Origin of the sequence: Vibrio sp. Vb1980 (assembly GCF_033338615.1) — a bacterium.
GTDB lineage: Bacteria > Pseudomonadota > Gammaproteobacteria > Enterobacterales > Vibrionaceae > Vibrio > Vibrio alginolyticus.
The window spans coordinates 22,130-46,211 of sequence record NZ_JAWOSZ010000004.1 but is presented as its reverse complement, the minus strand read 5'-3'; the positions used below and the strand labels follow the sequence as shown (position 1 = coordinate 46,211).

Genomic DNA, 24,082 nt, shown 5'->3' with positions numbered 1-24,082 from the left:
CGGCTCGTAAATTGCGGGCCGATTTTAGTTCCAATGGACGATGCCAAGTGTGCAAACACTAGAAGTGCTGAGCAGGAGCTTGGAGCGGCAGGTGACCAGTTTTTACCCAAATGATCGTTTCTTGCTCTACAAAAGGAAAATGCTCACTCATATGTGGGCTTCGAATCCAAGAGAGAGCGGGATAGGTACCTAGCTCGTCTCTAAACTCTCCTGACAATACGAAAATTTCTTCACCACCAAAGTGACGGTGTGGTTGAAACTTCTTACCTTTTGGCCATTTAACCAATGCGACATGTTCGTGCTCAAAATTATGCAGCGGCATGACTTGCAACCCACCGACACCACTCTGCCAGCTCGCTTGGTTTGTATTAATGCGAACTGTTTCAAGATCCTCAGATTCGAACTGATTTAGTTTAACTAAAATCACACAGCCTTCTTTGCTAAATGGTGCGTGTTGACTTCCTGGAGGGTTACGAAGGTAAGTGCCGGCAGGATAGTCATCGTATTCGTCAGAGAATACCCCCTCGAGCACCAATATTTCTTCTCCTTGAGGGTGAGGATGAGTCGAAAACTGCGAATTTGGCTCGTACTTAACGACGCTGGTGGTATGCCCTGATTCTTTGGCTTCTCGTTCCAAAGGTTTGCGCCACACACCTTTGGAAGGGCTGGCGATCCACTCCTGTTGAGCAGTATCTATCACGATTCTTTTTGAAAAATCCATATTCAACATATTGAAATTCCGTTACTTATTTAATTACTAATTCTCATTAGTATACGTATAAAAAACATCAATTGATTCATTTGTTGATAGCCCAATTCATGGATTGAGTACGAACATGAAATCGGAGCCTAATTTAAATTTCTGCTTGTGTAATGAGAATTGTTATATTATAACATCGCAAAATTAAATGTTATAACATAACAAAAAGGAAATAGTAGTGAATAAGAAATTGGTGTCTCTCGTGATCGGTAGCATTTTTGCATCCCCTGTTTTTGCCGACACACTATCGAACCCACAGATTGGTGTTGTTGTTGATGGCTACTACCAAGATGGCCAACGTCATAATTCTGAGCGCGAAGAAGGCTTTGGTCTAGGCCATACGGAATTAAACTTCTCATCAAATATCGACGACAAGTTTTACGGCGCATTGACCGCGGTTCTTGAAAGTCATGGTGATGAGACAGAATTAGAGCTTGAAGAGGCATTCATCGAAACTTTGGCATTGCCATATGGTGTAAACGTGCGCGCTGGCCGATTCCTATCTGACTTTGGTTACCTGAACAACCAACACATGCACACCGATAGCTTTGTTGAGCGTCCAATTGCTTATCGTACTTTCCTTGGCTCGCACTACTACGATGATGGTGTACGTGCAAACATCGTGTTGCCAACCGACCTTTATGTAAAACTTGGTGTAGAAGCGCTCAGTGGTAGCAAAATGTCTTCTGTCGAAGATGGTTCTGAAGTTGGCGTGTACACCACGACGCTGAAGCTTGGTAGTGACTTCTCCGAATCTTCAAGTTGGCAGTTTGGTTTAAGTTACCTGCGCAACGAAAACGGCAAGGTTAAAGAATTCGAAGATCACGACCACGGTCATGAAGAAGAGCATGATCACGATCACCATCATGGCGCAGCAGTGACAGGTGCGAACCTTTACGGTGCTGATTTTGTTTGGAAATGGGCACCAGACGGTAATTACAAATACAGCAACTTCACGCTATCGGCTGAATACATGCTGTTAGACGGTGTGGTAGATAGCAAATATAAAAACGATGCAGAGTCACCAGACAACTTAAGCGCTTACTATGTTTCGGGTGTTTATCGCTTCAACCCAAGCTGGTCAGCAGGTCTACGTTACGGCGAAGCAGAAAGCTACGATGGTCATGCACATGGCGACCACATGCATTTTACTGAGCTGAATGATAAAGAAATGGATGCGATGATCGCATGGGATTCTTCTCACTTCGGTACTATCCGTGCGCAATACACTCGCATTGATAACCAAGACAGTGAGACAGACAACGTGTTCACTCTGCAATACGTGATGACATTTGGAGCGCACGGTGCTCATGCGTTCTAAGCTGACATTAAATAAATGCAGTTTGGTGATGATGGCGGCAGGAGCTGCCATCATTGCTTCGCCTGCTTCGGCTCTAAACATTTTCGTTTGTGAGCCAGAATGGAAAGCCTTTCTTGAAAGCCACGCGCCAGATGCCAGTATTTATTCAGCGACAACGGCTAAGCAAGACCCACATTACGTACAAGCTCGTCCTTCTTTGATTGCGAAGATGCGCCAAGCGGACATGGCAATGTGTTCGGGCGCAGAGCTAGAGGTGGGGTGGTTACCTATGCTGCAAGTTCGTAGCAGCAATGCGGCGGTGCAAAATGGTGCGCCGAGCATGATCTACGCGACGGACTTCGTGCGCATGTTAGATACTCATGCTCACGTTGACCGTAGCATGGGAGATATACACGCTCACGGTAACCCACATGTTCAATTTGCGGCAAATGACATGATTCCATTATCTCGTAAAGTCACGGAGCGCCTAAAAGCGATTGATCCCGACAACGCACAAAGTTACCAAGTGAATGGTATGAAGTTTCGTGCTCATTGGCGTAAAAAGCTTAAAGAATGGAATGAGAAAGGGGCTGCTTTAAAGGGTAAGCAAGTTGTCGGTTATCACGCGACGTATCGTTATTTGTACGATTGGCTCGGAATGAAGCAGATTGCCGATCTAGAACCTAAACCGGGCATTTCACCGACCACATCTCACCTGCAATCACTTACCAAGTTAGATGCTGACAGTTTTGATGCGATTGTTTACTCCTCTCATCAGGATCAGCGTCCAGCGAACTGGTTGCAAGATCATACTGACAAACCTGTGATTCAACTGCCATTGACCGTTTCTGAGGGTGAAAACTTGGATGAGATGTACGATCAGGTCATTGATGATTTACTGGATGTGTTAGTGCCGCCCGTTCCTGTGAAGATCTGAGCCATGGCTGATTATGCATGGCTTTTACCTGCGGTTTTGTGTGGTTTAATTGCGTTAGTTGGCAACATCGTTCTGGGGCAACAAGTTCTTAATCGTCAGATCATCTTTATAGATTTGGCGGTGGCGCAAGTCGCGGCATTGGGGGCAGCACTTAGCCACTACTGGTTGAGCCAATACGCGCTGTTCTCAGGCTCATTCTTTGGCGAAATGATTGGCCCTTGGGTGATGTCTTTGATGCTTTGCGGTTTGATCGCCCTTATGGAGAAACGATACCAGCAGCATTTAGAGCCCATGATTGGCAGCTTGTTTGTCGTGTCTGCATCGCTGGCAATCCTGCTGGTGAGCAAAGACCCACACGGCGGAGACTTTATTCAAGGCATTCTTAATGGGCAACTGTTATGGGCGACTTGGGCAGACGTCTGGCCTTTGGCACTCATTACCGCTGCGATGTTGCTATTGGTTTGGTTAAAACCTGCGTTTATGCGCGGTAGTGGTTTTTATCTGATCTTTGCTATTCTGATGCCCATTACGGTCAAGTTAACCGGCATTTATTTAGAATTTGCTTTGTTGGTGATTCCAGCTTTATGTGCGGCAGCATTGAAGGGAACTCGATTCTTTGTCGCCAGTATCAGCATTGGTATTGTTGGGATCTTATCGGGTATTGCCGCATCGGCTCGCTATGACTTACCGAGTGGTGCGAGTATTGTGATCACCCTGTTTATTGCTGGCATGTTGTTTAATCTCTTGCTTCAGCCTTTTCTGGTGAAAATAACAAAACCAGCTTTTGTAAGAGATTAAGAGACAAGTAATATTGGTCTGATGAAGTAGTATTTGATTAATCAGACCAATACTTTTCTATCCAAGCCCTCCAATCGTGTAACTTTGCGCCTTCCAACACACTTTCTTACGTTGATCTTGCCATAGTCATCAAGTTGCCTTGATTAGTTCACATCCGACTCCCAGACTGTTTCTATAGTTTTTATAAGATATAAAAGACCCTGCGTATGAGAAGCGCAGCTGTAACGCGACTAGGCATAAAAACAAAAACGCTAGGGATACAAGCGAATTTGTAATCTCAACATTTAAGGAAGACCAAGATGAAACCGGATAAAGTAGCAGTAGTCACTGGTGCGGCTCGTGGTATTGGCCAAGCGATTTGTGAACAATTACTGGAGGATGGATTCCACGTAATCGGGCTAGACATATCGCCCGTGGAATGGAGTCAGTCGGCGCAGCTAAGCAGTTATCAAGTCAACTTGTGTGATGCCGAAGCCGTAAGTGAAGTAGTAGAAAGTGTTGTAGAGCAGCACGGAAGAATCGATGCTCTGGTTAACAACGCGGGCATCACTCGAGATGCATTGTTGCCAGATATGTTAGAGCAAGACTGGGACAGCGTGATCGACGTGAACCTAAAAGCGGTGTTCTTACTCACCCAACGTGTTGCTCCTGTCATGCTAGAGCAGGGCACAGGCAGTATTGTTAGCATTTCTTCTATAGTGGGAACGGATGGTAATATCGGCCAGAGCAACTACGGCGCAAGTAAAGGCGGCGTCATCTCAATGAGCAAAGGCTGGGCGAAAGAACTTTCAAGAAAGGGTGCACAGATACGCGTCAACTGTGTCGCGCCAGGCTTTATCGCCACCGACATGACCAAGAACCTGCCAGAGAAAGTCATTCAAATGATGGAAGGCAAAACCCCATTAGGGCGCATGGGCTCAGTTCAAGATATTGCCAATGGCGTCTCTTTCCTAACCTCAGATAAGAGCGCCTACATCACAGGCCAAGTGCTCAAGATTGACGGTGGGCTGGTGTTATAGCTCGCTAATCAAAACGTCAAATAACAAACGCCCTTTACTTATATGAAGGGCGTTTTTGTTTGAGGAACCCGACTTATGTGAGTACTACTAACTACTAATAGAAAGCTTCGATGCCGCTTCGAGTTGAGTTTTTGAAGCAAAAGGCCAATACGTTTGAATAGCGTCTCCTCTTAAACACTGCATTCCCTAAAGCACAGTATTCCCAAAAGAAAAGCCCACCGAAAAGCGGGCTTTGTTCTCTTCTAATAACGAGAAAAATAACTAGTAGCTCGCTTGAATGCTGACACCGCTATAGTTTGAGTAACCTTGAATCATGACGTGATAACGTCCACTTTGCGTCGCACTGACCGTACATGTTTCATTGTTACCGTATTTGAAAGGTCGGCAGTCCCATGCATTCAGTGCTGGTTTTGCTCCAAAACGGAGATACAAATCCGCATCGCCACTGCCACCATACATTTGTACGGTTAAGCGCTGCCCAGCTTCTACATCAACATAGTAATACGCTACTTGACCAGTTGAACCACTTAAACCACTTACTGGCACGCCCGAGGTTAATTTGCCTTCTGGGTCCGGTGTTGGGTCTGGGCCACCGCAGTCTTGGCCACAATCTGCATCCGTTAAGCTATAAAGTAGCTTGTTCACGCTGCCTCTTGTGTCCGTCACTTTTCCGCTAGTTGCGCGGCTAACGATCAAGGCCTCTACTTGGCTTGGAGACAGTGAACTGTTTTCTTGAAGATACAATGCTGCTACACCCGCCACATGTGGCGTCGCCATCGAAGTGCCACTAATGGTTTTGTAGCCACCGTCATACCATGCAGATTTGATTTGTGAACCTGGCGCAAATACATCCACACAACTGCCCCAGTTTGAAAAACTCGAACGTGCATCCGTGCTAGTGGTCGATCCGACAGTTACTCCGGAAGCAACGCGTGCTGGAGAATAGTTACACGCATCGGCGTTGGAGTTACCTGCTGCTAGCATAAAGCTGACACCTGACTGAACCGCACTTTGCACCGCACTATCCAGAGCGACGGATTGACCGCCGCCTAAACTCATGTTGGCGACTGAAGGTCCGGAAGCGTTCGCAGCCACCCAGTCCACACCGGCAATAACACCAGAAGTAGAACCCGATCCGGTACAGCTCAATACTCTCACGCCGACAAGGTTGACGTTTTTCGCAACACCATACAAGCTGCCGCCAATGGTGCCCGCTACGTGTGTGCCGTGTCCATTACAGTCACTTGCATCTGCATCGTTATCGACAAAGTCATACCCTGAAACTGAGCGACCACCGAACTCAACATGCGCGTTATTCACACCAGTATCGATGACATAAGCCGTTACCCCAGTCCCATCAAAGTTGGCACTGTAGTTGTTATCGAGTGGCAAGTTTCGTTGGTCGATTCGGTCTAGTCCCCAAATGGCATTGGTTTGATTTGCGTCTGCCGAGACTATTGGGTCAAGCGATAGGATTCTGTCTTGCTCAATGTAGTCCACACGAGGATCAGAACGCAGATCTTTTAGTTGCTCAGGACTCAAGTTAGCGACAAATCCACTTATCGAGTGGTCAAAAACCGACTCCACTTGTATCGAATACAAACCAGACATGCGGTCTACGGATTGTTGCGTGAATTGCTCGAATTCCGTTGAATTGCTCACCATCATTTGCGGCTGTTGAAATACCACAATATAGCGATCTGCAATGGCGATGTCGTCCGGTGCAAGCATCAAAGTGGCAGGCAATGTGTTGGGAGCTTGTTGTAACTCTGCACTGTCCGCAAGCTCATTGGGTTGCGAAAAAGCGAGAGAAGAATGAAAACAGAGCGCGGAGGTGATACAACAACTTAGTAGTTTCTTTAACATAAAATGTTCCTTGAAATCATAGTCTTGTTGATTTTTACCTAGTACCAAACTGTCAACACGAAAACACAGACAATCAGCGTAGTACGTGCTGAAGTGACGTTACACAAGTCAAACTAGACAATGAGCAATCATATGCATAACTGATAATAATTCGCATACTCAGAAACATGATCAATAACCAAGCTTTATTGAAATTGAAATGCAAAGATTCATTTAGACTTAGAGCAAAATCCCTAAAATAGAATAATTCTACACACCTGACATATTGCCTGTTATATGACTTCATCTTACCTATAATTTACGCAATAAAAACCTAACTATCCTTTTATTGGTCATAACTCAAATCGGTTGATAGATGTTAATATAGCCACCTGATTTCTGATGTTTTTAACTTATGGTTACTATCCAAGTTCAATATCGTTTCTGTAATAAAACCAGAGCCCGTTCGTGAACATGGAAAAGGGCATTCTGGCTTTCCTCGCTCCAGATGTATCGAGTGTCGAAAGAGCTTTAACTCGATTACGTTTACGAAGCCCGCAAGCCAGATGTAAAAGAAAAAATTGTCGATATGTCAATCAATAGCTCTGGCGTTAGGGAAACAGTACGAGTGTTGAATGTCGCATACGACACGGTATTGAGTACTTTAAAAAATCTCGCCAAGGTAAGTAACCTCAATGCCTTTCGATAAAGCAAATATAAGACCAATTTGTAAACTTGAAAGGCTAGCTGTATTGGTTGAGGAATATGAGGAAAACACTTCCCCATTTAAGAACTGAAACACACTTTTGCCCCTAAACGTGTTTGAACTACGAATCTTATGGCGTCTCAGTAGATAGTTGTAGATTACTAGAACTTTTCATCAATTTGTGATGAACCTTCATGAATTTTAAAATAAGAATGATTCTTGGCTTTGATGTTATGGACGCACATCCCTTCTAACATTGCTGTACCACACTACAGATACAGCTATTAAGATCAGGAGTAACAGCCATGTCCATTAAAGTTGTCGGTATCGATTTAGCTAAGAACTACTTTCAAGTGTGCGTATTGAATATTGACGGTACTATCTCGTCAAATCGTAAGGTTGCTCGAGTTAAACTGCTCCATAAAATCCGTCAGCTTCCAGATAACACTCCACTGGCTATGGAGTCATGTGCTTCATCACACTATTGGGGACGAGTCTTTTTAAGGTTTGGTTTTAAGGTATCACTCATTCCAGCACAGCATGTTAAGTCTTTCGTAGGTAGACAAAAGAACGACGCAAATGATGCAAGAGCCATTTGTGAAGCTTATTCGAGACCTGATATTCATTTTGTGCCAGTTAAAACTATCGAACAACAGGACCTGAAAGCTTTGCGCAATGTTCGATCTCGCTTAGTCGAACAAAGAACTGCTCTTGCTAACCAAATCAGAGCATTGCGTAATCACTTACCGTTAATCATTGAAGATGCAGAGAATGAGTTATCTTATGTTATGAGAAACTTACTGCAAAACTTATACTGTGGTTTTACCAGCATCAGCAGCAAGATCGATGATGTAACTCAGGACATAACTTCGCTGAGTCAGCAGAGTCCGCACTACAAGGCGATTAAGAATATCCCTAGCTTTGGCCCGATCTTAACGGCTGCGATTGTTAGTGAAGTTAGCTCTGGTGAACAGTTTCAAAATGGTAGACAGTTTTCGGCATGGTGTGGGTTAGTTCCCAAGCAGAATAGTACAGGTGGAAAGAATAGCCTTGGAGCTTTATCAAAGAGTGGAAACTGAGACCTAAGGACACTACTAATTCCTGGTGCTAGAGCTGTACTACGTTGCAGAGCTTCAAGCACGGACCCTATGGGAGCTTGGTTACGAGGGTTAATTGAACGACGTGGTAAGGCTAAAGCCATAGTGGCTTTAGCAAATAAGCTTGGGCGTATAGTGTGGCGTGTTCTAGCTACCGATTGTGAGTATGACGTTAATCGTGCTTTCAAGCCTATATAATTGAAACTTATATGTTTTATAAGCAAATCAGCTTGCAATAGCTGATGAAAAAACGGTGAACCATCCTTACTACACTCTGATTAAGCAACAGGTTAGTTGAAACCGTGGCTTTGAATAGACAGTAAGGAGCGGAATACATCATGGCGCAGGTCGCACAAATGACCAAGAAAGACGTCGGATATATGTTAGCGACCGTATCATTGAATCAGCCATTGCATCCTGAGGTGCGTCCATATATGTTGCTTAAATCGATGAAACTAAATCAAGAGGCTTCGATCTGATCGGCAACATCCGTTAACCATCGTAGCCTCATGCCTAAACCTCGTTACAAAACAACCTACTGGAAGCAATACAATAAAGCCTTAACCAACCGTGGTTCTCTGACCTTTTGGATTGATGAGGAAGCGATAGCCGAATGGAAACAAAGCAAACAATGCAGCGTGGTCGACCTCGCCGATTCAACGACTTAACCATTACCACCGTACTGATGGGAAACGCAGAGTCTAGCGTAAGCTGAATATCACAGTAGATACAGGCACCCACGGTCATTGGCTGAGACTACGATGTATCGTTACAAGAAACTGCTTAGTGGGCAGGTGACATTGAGAATATACAATGGCCAAGTAGGTGAAGTTTGGGCTAACGTTAAGGCGTTGAACAAACTCACTGGGCTTGGTATGCCTGTACGTCAGAGACTGAGCTAATATGCAGCAGCTCAGCAGATTCAATATCTCTCAAGGCTGAATTGATTAACAACTCCTCCCTGATTTAAGAAACAAAGCTCCCCTAAGTAGAGAGTTCCACTAAATTTACGTTTTAATATAAACTTTTTATCTATCAGATGAGTAATATTTTAAAATAATAAAATCCAAAATAACAATAATAAGAAATCAATACCCTATTAACATTGTTGTTATTATTGATTGTTATTGCAATGTTAATATTTTAGTTGTAGATTAAACCCGTGAATAAAACAGTCACACAAAGTTCATTAATTATATAAAGGAATATATATGAAAATTAATAAAGATAAGCTTAACAACTTGAACTTAAAATCAAAATCACAAGAGGAAAAAAAAGGTAATAAAATTTTGGGTGAGTTGATTGTAGTTTACGTCTTCACGAGATAGTTTAAATGAGATCTCTATTTCATAGGTGAGTTAATACTCACCTTTATTAACGTGACTAGTATGAATTTATTAATAAAAATAATCCAAGAAATTAGAAATGAAGGCGGATTTTCATCATGTAATGAGTTAAAAGGAATGAGCTTTGAGAAACTTAAAGAGTTAGTAATATCTTATGGTAATGCCAAGTTCGTTTCTTATGATGGAATATGCCTATATATAGATAATGACATATCAATCGAAATATCCTACCTTAGTTCAATACTAAAGAAAGGGATTTTAAGTGGCAAAACATTTGATTTATATGTAGTAAACGGGAACAACGTTCTAGTTTCAGATGACAAAGATAAGGATTATGAACCTATCAAATTAGCTCCTGGCTCTACATTAAGTTATAGTTCTTATAGCAAAAAATGGAGATTAATGTATGAATCAAGAGTGCTTTGCTTAGTTGTGAACAAACTAAAATCATGTGAGAGTGATATTGAGGATTTAGGTAATAGTCTTTCATATATTGATTTCAACAAAGATACAAGCAGAATAAAAAATATTGTTTCTTTATCAGAACACTATCCTGATGTATTTATTAATCATACAAATTACTTCCTGAAGCATTGCGACCACTCTGTAAGGTTACAGTATATGATAAATTACTTAAATGGAGTATATGGACTTATAGAAGACAGAGTCTTAACCTCTTTCTTGAATGATGAATCTGACATTATAAAAAATATCATGAAAGGTGTTATATATGATAATAATAAATAAGAAAGAAAAAAAAGGAAACAAAACTCTTGGAGAAGTTATCGATCACTTCAGCCATGATGTTAACCTATCCTCCCTAGAAGAAATGAGAGCCTCTTTACCCGTTTTACAATCGCTGTCAAATGATCTTTCATGGCTTGCTGACTACGCTAGGAAATTTTCTATTGGAGATTTATCTCATAATGAGATAAATAGTGGTAAATTTATGACTAGCAATTCGTATTTAATACCTACTAACACCAATAAGTTTGTAATGCGTTGGAATTATTGGGATTCATGTGATAATAATCAATCATATGAATCAAATAAAATAAAATATGCCGCAGACGCAATTCATAACCATGATTTCCACCTTTTGACGACTTGTGTATTAGGGCCAGGATACCACTCAACTATATACAAAACAGAGTTCGAGCAGAAAAAACTATTATTAAATCAGACAGTAGATTTAAAACCATTAGGAACTCATCAGTTAAGTTGTGGTGAGGGTATGTTTATGGAAGCTCAAAGAGAATACCATATGCAACACTTACCTTCAAAGCCATCTGTAACCGTAAACATAATGGTAAATAATTCTTTTGGAGAACAGTATTGCTTGAGGAAAAAAAATGGTCAATATTCTGTTTCGGAGATATTAGCCACTAATGAGACTCGTGCTGAAAAAATAAACAACGCAATAGTGAGGTTTATGCATGCGTGATTTTTTAATTAGAAATAAATATAGAATATTGGCAGTAGTACTAATATTTACCGTCAATCCTGCATTATTACCCTTCGCATTAGATTACTTAGTGTTTATTGAGGTTATTGGGTTGGCTGGATTTTCATCTTCAGTATTGTATTACTATAGATACTTTTTATTAGGATACTATGATAAAGTTCTATTGTACTTCAAGAGCTTAAAGTGATTTTATACGTTGTATAAATTACTTTGATATGCCATATGTCCGAGATTCTGCAGGTATTTTAGACTTGATTTTCGAAGCTTTTATCGACTTTTTCTAAGAAGATTCAGACTTTGAACTATTAGTTATTACTCAGTAAATTTCCCCAAAAACCTCAAATAACGTACGTAGTTATAATTCCCAAAGAACTGAGTTAAAAATCACATTTTAAAATACCTTATAGGTGAGGAATGGCGGATAAAGTGAACCATTAAGAGATATATAAGCTGTTTATTATTTATGTAGGTTTGTTTGCTTTAATTTCATCCATCAATCAGTAAACACAATATCCCCGTGATCATTGAAGGTGATTGATTTTCTTTAGAATCAGGATCATGCTATACACCATGCAAATTACACTGACTCCTCAACAAAACTACAACTCGAACAAATGCACGGTTCTACTCGTGATGGTCGAGTGTGTAACCCTATTAAGGCTGTTTTACTAGCTACTGAAGACTGAAGTCAAGCTATGACTTCACAAGCCCTTCGTATTCATGAATCGATCATTGCCCGTCACCTCAGTGACTACGTTCTTTCTGAAAAACTTAAGCCTGAAATAGCGGAAGCCAAAGCAAGCTTTCTGCTATCCAAGCCATGCACCAAATCGAGCATTTGACTGAGAAAACCTACTCTCACGCTCATCAAATTATCGCCTACGTTAAAGAGATATTTGAACTTGACTATAAGGTCTCTGATATGAACAAATGGCCGCACCACAATGGCTTTAGTTACAAGCACCGAAAGGCGTTACACACAAGTTTGATGAAGCAAAACAGCAAGCATTCAGAGAGGCTTATGAAGCTCTAAAGGCAAGCTGTGGCAAGGATTAATCGATAGTCTTTATCGACGCTGTTCACCCAACCTTATCACAAAAATATCTCATGACTGGATACGTACTGGTCAGGATAAAATGATTGAAACCACGGGCAATCGTAGTAGGGTGAACACTATCGGTGCATATTTCGGAGCGTTCCGATCAGACATTTCCGCTGTTTTTCAAGCAATTAACACCTCACAACAAATTTGCTATACTTTAAGTTATTCATACTTTGCTAATGTTCGATTTTCCGAAACTCATTTTTGCCCAAAAATGAGTTTCGTTAGCTTGAACTAGAATAACAAAGCGCTCTTCACAGAAAGTGAAGGGTGTTTATCTCGTCTTAACTGCCTTTCATGTCTTTTGAACCAAGGTATCGAGATCCGCTTCGCTCCTAGTTACGTTCAACCTTAGCTGCTACTTTTCATCAACAAATAGAGATGAGTTACCATCAAGTAGCATAGGGAAGCGCGTGAGCACTATTCTCTCAAATGAACACTAAACTCCTTCTTTGTAGCCTGTCACCTTCAAACTACTTCCTTTAGGGCTAACAATTAACTCAAATGTGCGCTGGTTAATGATTTTTCTGTAAGTAACACAATTGAACGTGATAGAAGTAACAAAATGGCCTCTTAACGGTAACGTTCCCGAAAGATTTATATATTATCGCCCTCATTGATACAAGTAGTAGAGACGCTGTGAGCCTGAGCGCTCTGAAATTCAGGCTTTAGATGGACATTTAAAGTCACCATAAGTTTGCGATTTTTCTTGGGAACGTTTGCAATATGCCTAAGTATAAATTTACGTGAGACTATGGAAATGAAACTACACACTTTGACGATGGCAGTAGCGCTTGGACTGGTTACTGTACCTGTATTCGCAGCAACAGATGTTGACGCTCTTGAAAAGCGAATTAATGAATTAGAACAGAGACTTGAGCAGACGGAAAAAGCATCCACAGAAGCAAATGAGAAAGCCTCAAGCTTTGAGTTTCATGGCTACGCTCGTTCCGGGCTACTGATTAATGACGATCTGAATGGTGCAGTGGGCACTGGTCCTTACATGACGGCAGCTGGTGCTATTGGCGCTCCAGTTGGGCGATTAGGGGTAGAGGATGATCATTATGTGGAAGCAAACCTTATTCACAAACGCTTTGCAGATGATGGTTCCAGCGCATTGTTCCGAATCATGTTGGCAGATAGTACGGAAACCAATAACGAATGGACAGCGAGTGAGAGTCAATTAAACGTTCGTCAGATATATGCTGAGCTAAACAAGTTGAGCATGTTCTCTGAATCAAGTGCGTTTGCTGACGCAACGTTTTGGGCAGGTAAACGATTTGACCGTGATAACTTTGACATTCACTTCTTTGACTCGGATATCGTTTTCTTATCTGGCACTGGTGCTGGCGTGTATGACGTCCAAATGAGCGATTCGTGGAAAGCAAACTTCTCGATCTATGGTCGTGATTTTGGTGAGATTGATAGCTCGTCAACGGATGTTGAAAACTATATCGCGACAATGAACAACCGCTTCGGTAGTTGGCAATTGATGCTGAGCGGCATGACGTCAGCTGATAACAATGATCGCGTAGAAGGCTCAGCGGACAAAGGTTTACATGCGATGTTTGCTTACCATGGCGATAACTTCTTTGGCATGAGTGAAGGCTTCTCTAAAACCGGTATTTTGATGGGTGATGGACTGGGTGCGGAACTTAAAGGCATCGGTTCAAACGGAGATTTGTTAGAAGACGCAAAAGCCGTACGCTTGTTCAGCTATGGTGTAACACGCATCGGCGACAACTGGCGTGTAGCACCTGCGTTGCTAGCAGAACACAGCCAAGATCGCTTTGCTGAAAATGATGAATTTACGTGGGCATCGTTCAACATCCGCTTAGCGCAAGAGTTTACGCAGAACTTTGAGATGGTTTATGAAGGCTCATACCAATACATGGACCTAGACAATGCGATTGATAAAGCAAGTGGCAGTTTTTACAAAGCGACAATCGCACCAACGCTTAAGATGTCTACCGCTGCAGGTTTCTTTGACCGTCCGGAGCTACGTTTTGCAGTTAGCTACGTTGATTGGAGCGAAGACTTGAATGGCTACTCGATTAGCCAGGATGCGGGTGCTGCAACGATGGGTGATGGTGGTGAAGTTTTGTTTGCACTGCAAATGGAAACTTGGTTCTAAAGGGATCTAACCGACAAAGAGTAATAAGAAAAGCGCCAACTGATTTCAGTTGGCGCTTTTTCATTAACAGGACTGACGCTCAATTGTTTTGAAGGTTAGTACCATCTTACTCATTTCAAAACTTCTGTTGGCAATTCTATCTAGTAGCAGTTTCGCACCATTTTCACCTGCTTTATCAAATGCATAGTTAAATGTTGATAAGGTTGGGGTGCACACTGATGCGAGCTCATCATCACCAACTCCTAGCACTAAAACGTCTTTACCCGGTGTTAACCCGAGCTCTTGAATCGCTCTCATCGCACCGATAGCAATACGGTCTGTCGCACAGAACAAGCCATCTAGCTTAGGGTTCTTTGTTAAGTGTTGTTTTGCCAATGAATAGCCAGAATCGATTGTAAAGTCACCACGAGCATGGAAGGCGATCTCAAAACCATGGTGTTGCAGCGCTTGAACAAACCCTTCAGAGCGTTGCTTATCTACCGCGATATCGTCACCTTGCACACCAATAAAACCCATGGTTTGGCAACCTTTTGCAACCAGTCTATTTCCTGCTTCAAACCCTACTCGTGCGTCATCATGAATGATGCTTGGAATATTAAACATGGAACCATCTTGACCGACGAGCACAACTGGGACGGCTGAGTTTTGAATTGCTTTTACCAGCTTGGAATCGAGGTGGGTGGCGTAAAGAATGATCCCTTCAACCCGTTTTTGGTTAAAGATCTGAATGTATTCCAGTTCTTTTTCGTGGGCTTGGTGAGTGCTAGCAAGTAAGACATGTTTCCCTGCTTTTTCAAGGACATCTGTTAATCCATCGACACCTTGGGATGTGGCATGAGAGGAAACCCGAGGAACAATGACACCAACCAGATTGGTCTTTTGAGATTTTAGATCTTTAGCGACTTGATTTGGCACATAGCCACACTCCGCTACTGCTTGGCGGACCTTCAGTTTTGTCGCTTCTTTTACGCCATATTCATCGTTTATAACCCGTGACACTGTTGATTTTGATACGCCAGCCAGACGGGCGACATCATGCAGACTCGCCATTGTTCCTATCCATTCTGTTTTTCGTTTTTGGGATTGTTTGCAAAGAGAAGATGAAAAGCTCTTTGATAAGTAGCGATTCTAACCTCCTATACTGCTCTTAGGGAGAGAATTTGACGATCATTCTCACATTCTCTCTGCTTTATCTTTGATCATTTGGTTTTATTGAGCAAAAATCTGTTTTGCAAACGTTCCCGAAAATTTCGCAAGCTCAGATAATAATCCAATGGGGTATGAAATGAATTATCCGGCAGTAGCAAAAGAGTTGTTAACTCTATTAGGTGGTAAAAGCAACATCACCGCACTTGCGCATTGTGCGACACGCTTACGCCTTGCCGTTGCAGATGAGCAAAAAATAGATGAACAAGCGATTGATAGCCTTGAAGGAGTAAAAGGGCAGTTCAAAGTTGCGGGTCAGTACCAAATCATTTTTGGATCAGGCATCGTAAACCAAGTTTATGCAGAAATGGCGAAGTTGACGGGGATGAGTGAAATGTCCACCAACGACGTTGCGTCTGCTGGCGCAGAGAAACAAAACATTGTTCAGCGCGCGGTGAAAGGGCTGTCTGATATTTTCGTCCCAATCATTCCCGCAATCGTCGCTGGTGGTTTGTTGATGGGTATCTATAACCTATTGACTGCTCAAGGCTTGTTCATTGATGGCAAATCTTTGATTGATGCCAACCCAGGACTGACAGACTTGGCGAACATGATCAACACGTTTGCGAACGCGCCGTTTGTTTACCTGCCTATTCTGCTGGCATTTTCAGCCAGTAAGAAGTTTGGCGGTAACCCATATTTAGGGGCGGCGCTAGGTATGTTGATGGTTCACCCTGACTTGCTGAATGGTTGGGGATTCGGCGGCGCATCTGTGTCTGGCAACATTCCGGTTTGGAATATTCTTGGCTTTGAAATCCAAAAAGTGGGTTACCAAGGTTCGGTGTTACCGGTTTTGGTATCGGCATTCATTCTTGCGAAGGTTGAGCTAGGCTTACGTAAAGTCATACCTTCTGTTTTAGACAACCTTTTAACGCCATTACTGGCGATTTTCATAGCGGGTTTGCTAACGTTTACTGTCGTCGGTCCGTTCACGCGTGATATCGGTTTCCTATTGGGTGATGGTCTGAACTGGCTATACAACACAGCTGGCTTTGTTGGTGGTGCGGTATTTGGTCTTATCTATGCTCCATTTGTTATTACTGGTATGCACCACAGCTTCATTGCGATTGAAACTCAACTTCTTGCGGATATTGCGACGACGGGCGGCACCTTTATCTTTCCTATTGCGGCGATGTCTAACGTTTCTCAAGGAGCGGCAGCGTTGGCGGTGGGCGTGATGAGCAAAGATAAGAAGATGAAAGGTATTGCGATTCCATCTGGTGTTACGGGTTTGCTGGGTATTACAGAACCGGCTATGTTTGGTGTTAACTTAAAACTACGTTACCCATTTATTGCGGCAGTTTGCGCTGCGGCGTTATCAAGTGCGTTCATCACAATGTTTAATGTGAAAGCTCAGGCATTGGGCGCAGCTGGTCTTCCAGGCATCATTTCCATTACGCCAGAGAAGATTGGGTACTACATCGCGGGTATGGTGATCGCGTTCTTGACCGCATTTGTTCTCACCATTGTTCTTGGTATGCGTGACCGCGCTAAAGTCGGTAGAAAAGCAGCGGCTTAATCTGAACTCCTTAGGGGTGGAGTCCCCCAAAATCCACTTCTTTTCCTAAATGTTTTGGGGTGCTAGCCAAGCACTAATGGCTTGGCTAGCCTTTTTCAATTTTTACTTGGTAGTGAAGGTGTTCAACACGTTGGACTATCAGGGCTTTAATTTCAAGGTAAGCAAGATGAATCAAGTGTGGGTAACTGGTGATGCAGTTGTCGATCTAATACCGGAATCTGAGACTTCTTTACTCAAATGTCCCGGTGGTGCACCAGCGAATGTCGCCGTAGCTATTGCTCGTCTATCTGGTAAGAGTGCGTTTTTTGGACGTGTAGGTGATGACCCATTTGGTCGCTTCATGCAATCAACGCTCGATCAAGAGGGCGTGAGCACGGAGTTTCTCGTTAAAGATCCTGAGCAAAGAACATCAACAGTGGTGGTGGATTTAGACGAGCAAGGTGAGCGCAGTTTTACGTTTATGGTAAAACCGAGCGCTGATCAGTTTATGTCTGTTGAAGACATCCCTAACTTTAAGCAAGGTGATTGGCTGCATGTCTGCTCGATTTCACTGGCAAATGAGCCAAGTCGAAGCAGCACATTTGAGGCGATCAAAAGAGCAAAAGCCGCTGGTGGTTTCATTAGCTTTGACCCTAACTTGCGTGATGAAGTGTGGCAAGATCAATCAGAAATCCAAGCTGTCGTGATGAAGGCTGTAGCGATGGCCGATGTGGTTAAGTTCTCTGAAGAAGAGCTTTTGTTCTTAACTGACTCAACATCGATGGCGCAAGGTTTACAACAAATAGCCGCTTTGAATATTGCTTTGGTCTTGGTGACACAAGGTGCGAAAGGTGTTTGGCGCGTCTTTGAAAGTCAGAGTGAACTGATCACAGGTCAAGTCGTTAGTCCGATTGATACCACAGGTGCGGGTGATGCTTTTGTCGGAGGGCTACTGGCATGCCTGTCTCGGCATGACGATTGGAAAAATCATCCTGTTGTTAGCTCTGCGATTCAATGGGCAAATGGCTGTGGTGCATTAGCGACGACGCAAAAAGGCGCAATGACCGCGCTTCCGACCCAGACAGAATTGCTGCAATTTATTGGGCAATGATCTTCAGATCCAATTTCAGTTGAGAAAAATTATGAGCTTAAACAACCGTTGGACTGTAGAGCAAAGATATCGCCGACTTGAGCAAATCCCTCAGTGTGATATCGAAGAAATGACACTTTCACGTCAGCAAGATAAAGGCTTTCCTAGTTTTCATATCGCCCCTAGATTTGGGCTGTTAAATGACCCAAATGGGTTGTGCTATTTCAATGGTGAGCACCACATCTTTTACCAGTGGACGCCTGTGGGACCAGTCCATGGAATGAAATATTGGTACCACCTTTCTACTAACGACTTCATCCATTTTACTGATCATGGTGTTGGTCTTCATCCCGACCAAGACTACGATTCACATGGTGTTTATTCGGGTGGCGCTTTGGTGGAAAACAACAAGGCTTTGCTGTTTTTTACTGGCAATAAGCGTGACCAAAACTGGAATCGAATCCCAACACAGTGTTTTGCCACCATGGATTCAGACGGCAGCATTGAAAAGCACGGTGTAGTCATTGAGAACGAACATTACACGGAGCACTTTCGTGACCCAAAAGTTTGGAAGAAAGGCGACGACTATTTGATGGTGGTGGGAGCTCAAACCAAAACTGAGCATGGCTCAATGGTGCTCTATCAAAGCAAAGATTTGAAAACGTGGCAGCATAAAGGTCCTATCAAGACTAAGTTTTCTGACCTTGGGTACATGTGGGAGTGTCCTGATTTCTTTGAGATTAATGGTCAATCGGTGATGCTGTTTTCTCCACAGGGCGTGAGCAGTAATAATCCTTATGATTTCAAAAACATCTATTCTGTTGCGTATATCGTGGGTGATCAGTTGAACCTAGAGTCGATGATTTTAGAAAACCACCAAGATATTTTGCAGCCAGATTATGGGTTTGATTTCTACGCCCCACAAACCTATTTAGATGAGAATGGGCGTCGCATTCTTATTGCATGGATAGGGTTGCCAGAAATCGACACACCATCGGTCACACACCAGTGGGCAGGAATGTTGTCTCTTCCTAGAGAACTAACGTTGAAAGATGGTTTTCTTGTTCAAACTCCACTCCCTGAATTGGAGAGTTTAAGAAAAGAAGAGGTGGTCTTTGCACAATCCCATACACTGGAAAGCACAAGTTGTTTGATCCAATTAGACCTTGAGGGCGATGGCTTTGAACTTGAGCTGAGTAACCTCAAAGGTGACAACATCGTCTTTAGTGCGACAGAGCACGAGTTTATGCTGGACCGTCGTCACATGTCTCATTTGTACGCAGAAGAATTTGGTAGCATTCGAAAAGCACCAAGATTGGACGCTAAGCAGACGATTGAGATGTATATCGACAATTCTGTCATCGAGATTTTCATTAATGGCGGCAAACACACGATGACCAGTCGTTTCTTTATTGATGACCTTAGTAAAGTAATGTTGATAGGGTTGGAACAAGCAAGGCTTTTCCCTTTGAAAGGTATAACGGGTTTGTTTGAATCAGCTAAGTAACGGTTTCGAATACATTAAAACGCCCTTCATTGATTTAGTGAAGGGCGTTTTTCTTTCTAACTATCTAACTTAACTGCCTATCACGCACGTAAGTTGTTTGAACTAAGGTATCCAGAACAACTTCATTCTTGGTGACTTTGAAGTTTAGCGGTTGTTCTAAATCCCCAAATAGAGGTGCGCCGCCGAGTGTAGCTTACTCATCGTTGGCATCTCGAACCTAGTTCACATTATCGCGACGTTTTTACTTATAGCGTGAAAGAAAATCCCATAACCAAAGGTTCTAACTAAAAGAGATAGCAGGACTTTTATTTAGCGAATTCGACCTAATATCTTGAGTATGCCTAATCGCAGTTGGCGAAGAGGTGATGTTAATAATGCTTGCTGGCGCGTAAGACCCGTCAGTTTGAAGATGCATTCAAACACAATAAGGGAAAACAATGGCTAACGAATACATTCCACCAAAAGTTTGGACAAACGATAATGAAAACGGCGGTCAGTGGGCGAGCATCAACCGTCCGGATTCTGGCGCACGTCATGAGCAAGAGCTTCCAGTTGGTGAGCACCCATTCCAACTTTACTCAATGGGTACCCCAAATGGTCAGAAAGTGACGATCATGTTTGAAGAGCTTTTGGCGGCTGGCGTAACGGCAGCAGAATATGATGCATACCTGATTAAGATTGGCGATGGCGACCAGTTTGGCTCTGGCTTTGTGGCTGTTAACCCAAACTCTAAAATTCCGGCATTGGTTGACCGTTCGGGTTCTGAGCCAGTGAACGTGTTTGAATCTGGCAACATCTTGTTTTATCTAGCAGAGAAGTTTGATCATTTCTTACCAAAAGAAGGCGCTAAGCGTGCTGAGGTAATGAACTGGTTATTCTGGCTGCAAGGTTCTGCGCCATATCTAGGCGGTGGTTTTGGTCACTTCTACGCGTACGCACCAGAGAAGTTCGAGTACCCAATCAACCGCTTTACAATGGAAGCAAAACGTCAGTTAGATGTATTAGACAAGCGTCTTGCGAACAATGAATTCCTAGGTGGCGATGAGTACAGCATCGCTGATATCGCAACATGGCCATGGTACGGCAACCTTGTGTTGGGTCGTGCTTACGATGCGGCTGAATTCTTAGACGTAGAAAGCTACAAAAACGTTGTGCGTTGGGCAAAAGTAATTGATGAGCGTGAAGCGGTAAAACGTGGTCGAATTGTGAACCGTTCATGGGGTGAAGAATGGGAGCAGTTACCTGAGCGCCACAGCGCAGAAGATATTGATAAAGTATTGAAACTTAAACCATAAGCAATCTTGGCCTAGCTACGTCAAATGAGTTTAGTTTTATCTATGCTTATACAGTGACCTTAATCAAATCTATAGCGCACCATATACGGTGCGCTATTTTTATTCTCATTTAGTCTCGAAATGCTAATTTATATCACCTCTTGAAGAGCATTTAGTTCGTAGATGAATCTTTAATGTATTTATATATTATGATGCAAAAAAAGCTCATATTTCCATGTTAAATATGGACTGGTTATACTGCTTTATAATAATTAAATTATTTAAAAATTATAAACTGATTTTATATCCATTATAAATAAAATTAATGATAATTAATATTTGACATAACCACTAAATTTGTGTGGAATATGTGGGTTGATTTTTTTGATGAAATAAAATTAATTTCTAATAATTTTATTTATGACAAGCTTAGCTTTTAGCGATGTTTAATTATTAATGCTTATATCATGAAAGAGGATATGTATGATGTCGTCGTTTGAGTCGTACTGGGTTGGGATACGTCAAAGAATAGCCGCACAAACCGAAGGTAACCGCAGTTTAAAGTCTCTAGTCATTAAAAAGCAGCGTGTGAACTTAAATAACAGTGGGTTATCCTTTCGCGCTAAGTCCGGATGCCTTATCCCTCACTGTTATACCAAGTTCTCTGATGAGATAAACCTAAAAACATCGAAAAAATCGTCTCTTAGTTTTAAGAAAGGAAAGCTGTATTTTTCTCCGATTTAATAATAAATGAAATTTACATAAATTATAATCTGAGGTTTTTAAATTTATCGATAATTAATTACGATTTTATGATGCGTTTTCAATATGTTTTCTTGGTAAGTAATTAACTGGACTTATTGTTGGTTGTTTTTGTTGTTTCCTATTTAGATATGGATAAAAGCTCAACTACTTTTCCTATACCAACTTACTCCCTGAATTGACTTGTGCGCTTTTTCTCTCCTCTCAAAAAACATAGCGTTACGGAATTATTTTCGCTCCTGTTTCATTCTTCAAGACGAAAGCTCTACCTACCTCTCATTATTTTCGACAAACATTGAGTAAAAGTAACCAATCGTAACAAGGTGGCTGTAACTGAGCGCCGTTTCAATATACTCGTTTTTTAACTAGGTAATCCCGCGCTTTGAATTCATTCGGGTACCGTTTGTAAGCCTTAAATGCTACTAAGATAAGATGTCATGATGAGAAAAAGTACTATATTACACACAGTGTTAATTACAGGGTTCGCTGCTGTATCCTCGTTGGCTTATGCTGCGCCTTCAGTTGTGCCAAATGCGCCAGAACTCAGTTCTCGTGGTTATGTTTTGATGGACTTCCATACGGGGAAAGTACTGGTTGAACGTGATGCCCACAAACGTTTAAACCCTGCGAGTTTAACGAAGTTGATGACTGCTTATGTAGCTGGTCAAGAAATTAATACAGGCAATATTACGTTGAATGATGAGGTTGTCATCAGCAGAAATGCTTGGGCAAAAAATTTCCCAGATTCTTCAAAAATGTTTATTGAAGTCAATACTTCCGTTTCTTTGTCTGACTTATACCGTGGTCTGATTGTTCAATCTGGTAACGATGCCAGTGTCGCTATTGCTGAGCATGTTGCGGGAAGTGAATCAGGGTTTGTGAGTTTGATGAATAGTTGGGCCGCCAAGCTTGAATTGTCTAACACGGCATTCACCAACCCTCACGGCCTAGACAGTGACGGTTTATATTCGACACCTTATGATATTGCCAAATTGGGCCAAGCGATTATTCGTGACTTACCTGATATCTATCCGCTGTATAGCGAAACCTCGTTTACTTACAATGGCATCACTCAATACAACCGTAATGGCTTGCTTCGTGATCGTAGTATGAATGTCGATGGCATGAAAACTGGTTATACAAGTGGTGCGGGTTATAGTCTAGCGACTTCTGCAACACAAGGTGATATGCGTTTGATTGCTGTAGTGATGGGAGCGAAGAGTGAGAATGTTCGTGAATCAGAAAGCAAGCAGCTGTTAAGTTATGGCTTCCGCTTTTACGATACGGTAATGCCGACTGAGGCGGGTGCGGAACTTGCGAAAGCTCGAGTTTGGATGGGCGAAAAAGACGAGCTTACTGTCGGCGTAGCTAACGATGTTTATCTCACTTTGCCAAAAGGAGATGTAAAAAATCTGCAAGCGGAAGTTGAATACAACGGTGATTTAGTTGCGCCAATTTCTGAGCAACAAGTGGTTGGTAAAGTGCTTTACAAAGTCGAAGGTAAGGTCGTAAATGAAGCCGAGCTCGTTGCATTGGAGTCCGTGGAGGAAGGCAGTTTATTCAAGCGAATTTTAGACTGGTTTAAGCAATTGGTCGCTAGCTGGTTCTAAACAGTAGCGAACTTCTGTCTATATCACTCTATCTTGTTAATGTTCTATTAAATCAATTTACTAAGGCGACCAACGTGGTCGCCTTACGTTTTTGGAATACTCGTTGCGTTAAAACACAGGCCCTCTTGTAAGGGTGTGTTTTTACCTGACCAAGAGCGTTTTGTGTTTTTGGGTGCGAGAGAAAAGAAACTAGAACAAGAATGGAGTGACACGTGCACAAGATTTTATCTTTGACATTGATTTTATCGCTCATGGGCTGCGCTATGCCTTACCAGCAGGAGGTCGATAGCGGCCAATGTGTTGGAGTCATGACCTCTCAGGATGCATATGGTTATTTAAACCCAAACCATTACACGATGCAGGTACTCGCGCTAAAGCAAGAAAAAGATGTGAAAGATTATATTCGCTATATCGATCCTAAGCATCCGGTTTGGGTTAACTGGAAAAACAGCCGAGGCACGCGTTGGTATACGGTAACTGTTGGTGATTTTAAAACGAAGCAGGATGCCTACAATGCGCTTTCTTCATTACCAAGCCGTGTAAAGCAGTCATCCCCGTTTGTGCTGACTTTTGCGGAAATGCAGCGTAAGCAACAAACGAGTGTTGTGAGAATGCGTTAGCCAACA

At 42.4% G+C, this 24,082-nt stretch carries 17 protein-coding genes and 6 pseudogenes; 19 read left to right on the top strand and 4 right to left on the bottom strand.

Features of this window, described 5'->3' with window-relative positions:
• Nucleotides 1-58 precede the first annotated feature (58 nt).
• Nucleotides 59-730 (bottom strand): cupin domain-containing protein, encoded by a 672-nt coding sequence (locus tag R7F64_RS09125; RefSeq protein WP_318071614.1) that lies wholly within the window; start codon nt 728-730, stop codon nt 59-61.
• A gap of 208 nt (nt 731-938) precedes the next feature.
• Between R7F64_RS09125 and R7F64_RS09120 the strand changes: the two genes are divergently transcribed.
• From R7F64_RS09120 to fabG, 4 genes are all read left to right on the top strand, one after another.
• Complete coding sequence (locus tag R7F64_RS09120) at nt 939-2,081, top strand: hypothetical protein (RefSeq protein ID WP_086047622.1); 1,143 nt, start codon at nt 939-941, stop codon at nt 2,079-2,081.
• The gene (locus tag R7F64_RS09115) at nt 2,071-2,997 is read left to right on the top strand and encodes a metal ABC transporter solute-binding protein, Zn/Mn family (protein ID WP_238952752.1); all 927 of its coding nucleotides are present in this window, start codon (nt 2,071-2,073) and stop codon (nt 2,995-2,997) included. Before R7F64_RS09120 ends, R7F64_RS09115 begins: the two co-directional genes overlap by 11 nt.
• 3 nt (nt 2,998-3,000) lie before the next feature.
• Complete coding sequence (locus tag R7F64_RS09110; protein WP_005373725.1) at nt 3,001-3,795, top strand: metal ABC transporter permease; 795 nt, start codon at nt 3,001-3,003, stop codon at nt 3,793-3,795.
• 299 nt (nt 3,796-4,094) lie between these two features.
• Entirely contained in the window at nt 4,095-4,814 is a 720-nt protein-coding gene (fabG, locus tag R7F64_RS09105; RefSeq protein WP_318071613.1) for a 3-oxoacyl-ACP reductase FabG, read from the top strand.
• Between the two features lie 261 nt (nt 4,815-5,075).
• Here the strand turns inward: fabG and R7F64_RS09100 are convergent, their stop codons facing one another.
• Nucleotides 5,076-6,680 carry a S8 family peptidase gene (locus R7F64_RS09100; RefSeq protein WP_213905970.1) on the bottom strand — a complete coding sequence of 535 codons (1,605 nt, stop codon included), beginning with the start codon at nt 6,678-6,680 and terminating at the stop codon, nt 5,076-5,078.
• 394 nt (nt 6,681-7,074) lie between these two features.
• Here R7F64_RS09100 and R7F64_RS09095 point away from each other — a divergent pair.
• The 9 genes and pseudogenes from R7F64_RS09095 to R7F64_RS09060 all read left to right on the top strand — a co-directional run.
• Nucleotides 7,075-7,399 (top strand): annotated as a pseudogene (locus R7F64_RS09095) (IS1-like element transposase); the annotation flags it as partial.
• Nucleotides 7,400-7,670: 271 nt separating this feature from the next.
• A pseudogene (locus tag R7F64_RS09090) lies at nt 7,671-8,660 on the top strand (IS110 family transposase).
• 140 nt (nt 8,661-8,800) lie between these two features.
• Nucleotides 8,801-8,941, top strand: coding sequence for a hypothetical protein (locus R7F64_RS09085; protein ID WP_318071612.1), 141 nt, complete (start codon nt 8,801-8,803; stop codon nt 8,939-8,941).
• Between the two features lie 30 nt (nt 8,942-8,971).
• Nucleotides 8,972-9,150 (top strand): annotated as a pseudogene (locus R7F64_RS24515) (transposase); the annotation flags it as partial.
• Between the two features lie 46 nt (nt 9,151-9,196).
• Nucleotides 9,197-9,364 (top strand): annotated as a pseudogene (locus tag R7F64_RS24510) (IS5/IS1182 family transposase); the annotation flags it as partial.
• Nucleotides 9,365-9,850: 486 nt separating this feature from the next.
• A complete protein-coding gene (locus R7F64_RS09075; RefSeq protein WP_318071611.1) occupies nt 9,851-10,555 on the top strand; it encodes a hypothetical protein in 705 nt (234 codons plus the stop codon).
• Nucleotides 10,539-11,252 carry a hypothetical protein gene (locus R7F64_RS09070; protein WP_318071610.1) on the top strand — a complete coding sequence of 238 codons (714 nt, stop codon included), beginning with the start codon at nt 10,539-10,541 and terminating at the stop codon, nt 11,250-11,252. The genes R7F64_RS09075 and R7F64_RS09070 overlap by 17 nt, the downstream gene beginning before the upstream one ends.
• A gap of 579 nt (nt 11,253-11,831) precedes the next feature.
• Nucleotides 11,832-12,457: pseudogene (locus R7F64_RS09065) on the top strand (winged helix-turn-helix domain-containing protein); the annotation flags it as partial.
• A 678-nt stretch (nt 12,458-13,135) separates the two neighbouring features.
• On the top strand, nt 13,136-14,509 hold the full coding sequence (locus tag R7F64_RS09060; RefSeq protein WP_205461122.1) for a carbohydrate porin: 1,374 nt from the start codon (nt 13,136-13,138) through the stop codon (nt 14,507-14,509).
• 63 nt (nt 14,510-14,572) lie between these two features.
• Here R7F64_RS09060 and R7F64_RS09055 read toward each other — a convergent pair whose 3' ends face one another.
• Nucleotides 14,573-15,559 (bottom strand): LacI family DNA-binding transcriptional regulator, encoded by a 987-nt coding sequence (locus tag R7F64_RS09055; protein WP_005373712.1) that lies wholly within the window; start codon nt 15,557-15,559, stop codon nt 14,573-14,575.
• 235 nt (nt 15,560-15,794) lie between these two features.
• Here R7F64_RS09055 and R7F64_RS09050 point away from each other — a divergent pair, with 235 nt between their 5' ends.
• From R7F64_RS09050 to R7F64_RS09040, 3 genes are all read left to right on the top strand, one after another.
• Entirely contained in the window at nt 15,795-17,234 is a 1,440-nt protein-coding gene (locus R7F64_RS09050; protein WP_025767958.1) for a sucrose-specific PTS transporter subunit IIBC, read from the top strand.
• A 166-nt stretch (nt 17,235-17,400) separates the two neighbouring features.
• Nucleotides 17,401-18,324, top strand: a complete 924-nt coding sequence (locus tag R7F64_RS09045) for an aminoimidazole riboside kinase (RefSeq protein WP_170893111.1) — start codon at nt 17,401-17,403, stop codon at nt 18,322-18,324.
• A 31-nt stretch (nt 18,325-18,355) separates the two neighbouring features.
• A complete protein-coding gene (locus tag R7F64_RS09040) occupies nt 18,356-19,810 on the top strand; it encodes a sucrose-6-phosphate hydrolase (RefSeq protein ID WP_318071609.1) in 1,455 nt (484 codons plus the stop codon).
• Between the two features lie 64 nt (nt 19,811-19,874).
• On the opposite strand, the pseudogene R7F64_RS09035 reads toward R7F64_RS09040, so the two are convergent.
• Nucleotides 19,875-19,994: pseudogene (locus R7F64_RS09035) on the bottom strand (dihydrofolate reductase); the annotation flags it as partial.
• 253 nt (nt 19,995-20,247) lie between these two features.
• On the opposite strand from R7F64_RS09035, the gene yghU reads away from it, so the two are divergent.
• The 3 genes from yghU to R7F64_RS09020 all read left to right on the top strand — a co-directional run bounded on the left by yghU (nt 20,248) and on the right by R7F64_RS09020 (nt 24,076).
• The gene (gene yghU, locus R7F64_RS09030; protein ID WP_005373705.1) at nt 20,248-21,105 is read left to right on the top strand and encodes a glutathione-dependent disulfide-bond oxidoreductase; all 858 of its coding nucleotides are present in this window, start codon (nt 20,248-20,250) and stop codon (nt 21,103-21,105) included.
• 1,181 nt (nt 21,106-22,286) lie between these two features.
• Nucleotides 22,287-23,456 carry a D-alanyl-D-alanine carboxypeptidase family protein gene (locus R7F64_RS09025; protein ID WP_053304564.1) on the top strand — a complete coding sequence of 390 codons (1,170 nt, stop codon included), beginning with the start codon at nt 22,287-22,289 and terminating at the stop codon, nt 23,454-23,456.
• Nucleotides 23,457-23,668: 212 nt separating this feature from the next.
• Nucleotides 23,669-24,076, top strand: a complete 408-nt coding sequence (locus R7F64_RS09020) for an SPOR domain-containing protein (protein WP_005373701.1) — start codon at nt 23,669-23,671, stop codon at nt 24,074-24,076.
• The last annotated feature ends 6 nt before the right edge of the window (nt 24,077-24,082 follow it).

Coding starts and splice junctions, on each gene's coding strand:
- R7F64_RS09115 (WP_238952752.1), top strand. CDS start 2,071: ATGCGTTCTAAGCTGACATTAAATAAATGCAGTTTGGTGATGATGGCG.
- R7F64_RS09070 (WP_318071610.1), top strand. CDS start 10,539: ATGATAATAATAAATAAGAAAGAAAAAAAAGGAAACAAAACTCTTGGA.
- R7F64_RS09050 (WP_025767958.1), top strand. CDS start 15,795: ATGAATTATCCGGCAGTAGCAAAAGAGTTGTTAACTCTATTAGGTGGT.
- R7F64_RS09085 (WP_318071612.1), top strand. CDS start 8,801: ATGGCGCAGGTCGCACAAATGACCAAGAAAGACGTCGGATATATGTTA.
- R7F64_RS09060 (WP_205461122.1), top strand. CDS start 13,136: ATGAAACTACACACTTTGACGATGGCAGTAGCGCTTGGACTGGTTACT.
- R7F64_RS09045 (WP_170893111.1), top strand. CDS start 17,401: ATGAATCAAGTGTGGGTAACTGGTGATGCAGTTGTCGATCTAATACCG.
- R7F64_RS09100 (WP_213905970.1), bottom strand. CDS start 6,680: ATGTTAAAGAAACTACTAAGTTGTTGTATCACCTCCGCGCTCTGTTTT.
- R7F64_RS09040 (WP_318071609.1), top strand. CDS start 18,356: ATGAGCTTAAACAACCGTTGGACTGTAGAGCAAAGATATCGCCGACTT.
- yghU (WP_005373705.1), top strand. CDS start 20,248: ATGGCTAACGAATACATTCCACCAAAAGTTTGGACAAACGATAATGAA.
- fabG (WP_318071613.1), top strand. CDS start 4,095: ATGAAACCGGATAAAGTAGCAGTAGTCACTGGTGCGGCTCGTGGTATT.
- R7F64_RS09075 (WP_318071611.1), top strand. CDS start 9,851: ATGAATTTATTAATAAAAATAATCCAAGAAATTAGAAATGAAGGCGGA.
- R7F64_RS09110 (WP_005373725.1), top strand. CDS start 3,001: ATGGCTGATTATGCATGGCTTTTACCTGCGGTTTTGTGTGGTTTAATT.
- R7F64_RS09025 (WP_053304564.1), top strand. CDS start 22,287: ATGAGAAAAAGTACTATATTACACACAGTGTTAATTACAGGGTTCGCT.
- R7F64_RS09055 (WP_005373712.1), bottom strand. CDS start 15,559: ATGGCGAGTCTGCATGATGTCGCCCGTCTGGCTGGCGTATCAAAATCA.
- R7F64_RS09125 (WP_318071614.1), bottom strand. CDS start 730: ATGTTGAATATGGATTTTTCAAAAAGAATCGTGATAGATACTGCTCAA.